This is a genomic window from Intestinibacter sp. (assembly GCF_022780145.1).
Taxonomy (GTDB): Bacteria; Bacillota; Clostridia; order Peptostreptococcales; family Peptostreptococcaceae; genus Intestinibacter.
Genome location: NZ_JALEXO010000140.1, coordinates 1 through 2,044, shown reverse-complemented (window position 1 = coordinate 2,044; position 2,044 = coordinate 1). Strand labels below are relative to the sequence as shown.

4 protein-coding genes are annotated in these 2,044 nt (G+C 30.6%); all 4 read left to right on the top strand.

The genetic code is table 11. The annotated features are described in order from the left end of the window. On the top strand, window positions 1-254 hold a 254-nt coding region (locus MR593_RS05470), incomplete at its 5' end, for an Rrf2 family transcriptional regulator (protein ID WP_290690595.1). A 28-nt stretch (window positions 255-282) separates the two neighbouring features. After that, entirely contained in the window at window positions 283-411 is a 129-nt protein-coding gene (locus MR593_RS05465; RefSeq protein WP_290690593.1) for a hypothetical protein, read from the top strand. A 78-nt stretch (window positions 412-489) separates the two neighbouring features. Then, a complete protein-coding gene (locus tag MR593_RS05460) occupies window positions 490-1,383 on the top strand; it encodes an NUDIX hydrolase (RefSeq protein WP_290690592.1) in 894 nt (297 codons plus the stop codon). Window positions 1,384-1,500: 117 nt separating this feature from the next. After that, window positions 1,501-2,044 (top strand): SPFH domain-containing protein (locus MR593_RS05455; protein WP_290690590.1); only part of this gene is annotated, 544 nt, incomplete at its 3' end.

Genomic DNA, 2,044 nt, shown 5'->3' with positions numbered 1-2,044 from the left:
CTTTATGTAAAGAGCCTTCTGAAATAAATATTTTTATGATATACCATGCATTAGAGCCACAGGGACTTAATTCCCTAATTGGTATTCATTCTTGCGAGGAAGGTAAATGTCCTATAGCAAAAAATATAAGAGGAGTACTTGAAGAGCCTTATATGCAGGTACAAAAGGCTGTAGAAGATAGTATGAAATCCATTACGCTTGATACTCTAATTGATAAGTATCATGAATTATCAGAAAAAGGACACGACTATTAAGATGGAGTATTTTAATAGGAGTGTTATTATGCTTAAAGTTGTTAATTCTATTAAAAACAAAATTAATAGTGGCAACATGGAAATATCTGAATCGATTAAGTTTAAAAAGACATCAGGAGCAGAGAAGATTTATAAAAAATTTCAAAAAAGCAGTTGACTTTTATTAAAAAAGAGACTATTATTTAATTAATAAAACTTGGTAACAAAAAGAAACTAAGAAAAAGAAGGTGATAGATTGAATCAGGATTTAAATACATTAACAGAGGAGCAGTTTTTAAGTCAATACAATTTAAACGACTACGAGAGACCTTCTGTTACAGTGGATACACTTGTTTTCACAGTAACCAATAAAGTAAATGAAGACATCAGAAAGCTAGACGAAAAAGAACTTAAAATTTTACTTATAAAGAGAAATGCACATCCTTTTCTAGGTAGCTGGGCATTTCCTGGAGGATTTGTTCAAATAGATGAATCACTAGATGATGCAGTTGATAGAATGATAAGAGAGGAAGCTAATATGTCAAATATATACTTTGAGCAGTTATACACATATGGAGACATAGGACGCGACCCTAGAACTAGAGTTTTATCAGTAGCACATATGGCACTTATACCAAATGAAAATTTAAAACCTAAGGTAGGAAGAGATGCCGACGATATCAGATGGTTTAGCATAAAAAGAGAAAATATCGACTGCGATAAGGAAAATGAATCTAAGTGGTTATTGAAGCTTACAAGTGAGGATGAAGAGATAAACATATCCTATGAAGTCACAGAAAAATGCATAAGAAGAGGTGTGACAGAGCTAAAGGAAGTAGTAGTAAATCCACAAGCTTTGACTCAAGAAAAACTGGCATTTGACCATTACAGAATTTTAGTGGATGCGTTGAATAGACTAAAAAATAAAATAGAGTATACGCCGATAGCATTTAATTTAGTAGGAGAGTATTTTACAAGGGCTGAAATTCAATCGATATATGAATTGATACTAGATAGAAAATTCACCAGAATGGAGCTTTGGAGAAAGATAAAAGACATGGTTGTAGAAACTGATTTAGTATCAAAGGAAAAGGGGCATCGTCCATCTAAGTACTATAAATTCAATCCAGATTGGAGTCCAAAATTTTAAAACGCTACAAATAGGTGGTAAATAAAAGTTTTTAATTTATCACCTAAAATAATAAATATTTTTTTAAAATTACTTAGTAACAAAATATGACTAAGAAATAATAAAGGAGGAAGAAAAATGTTTAACTTTAAATCTATCAAATTTTTACCAAGTGAGTATGTTTTTAAGTATAAAAATGGAAAAATAGTGAAAGAAGGAAAGGGGCTATCTTTTATATATTACGTACCAAATACTTCAGTTGTTGTGATTCCAACATCAAGTGCAGATGTGCCATTTATATTCCAAGAGATTACAAATGATTATCAAACAGTAAGTGTTCAAGGTCAAATAACTTATAAAATAGCAGATTATAAGAGAGTATCAGAAATTTTAGACTATACATACGATATGAAAAAGAAAAAATATGTAACTGAAGATTACAAGAAAATCCCTCAAAGATTAGTAAATATAACTAAGGTTTTAACTAAGAAAAGCATAGAAAATATGCCTTTAAAGGAAGCCATAAAATCTAGTGAAAGCCTAGCTAATTTAATAAGAGAAGCTTTAATTGACAGTAAAGAGGTTTTAAATCTTGGTATAGAGATAATTGGATTTTCAATTTTGGCGATAAGTCCAAATAAAGAGACAGCGAGGGCTCTAGAAGCAACAGCAAGAGAAGAAA

Coding starts and splice junctions, on each gene's coding strand:
- MR593_RS05465 (WP_290690593.1), top strand. CDS start 283: ATGCTTAAAGTTGTTAATTCTATTAAAAACAAAATTAATAGTGGCAAC.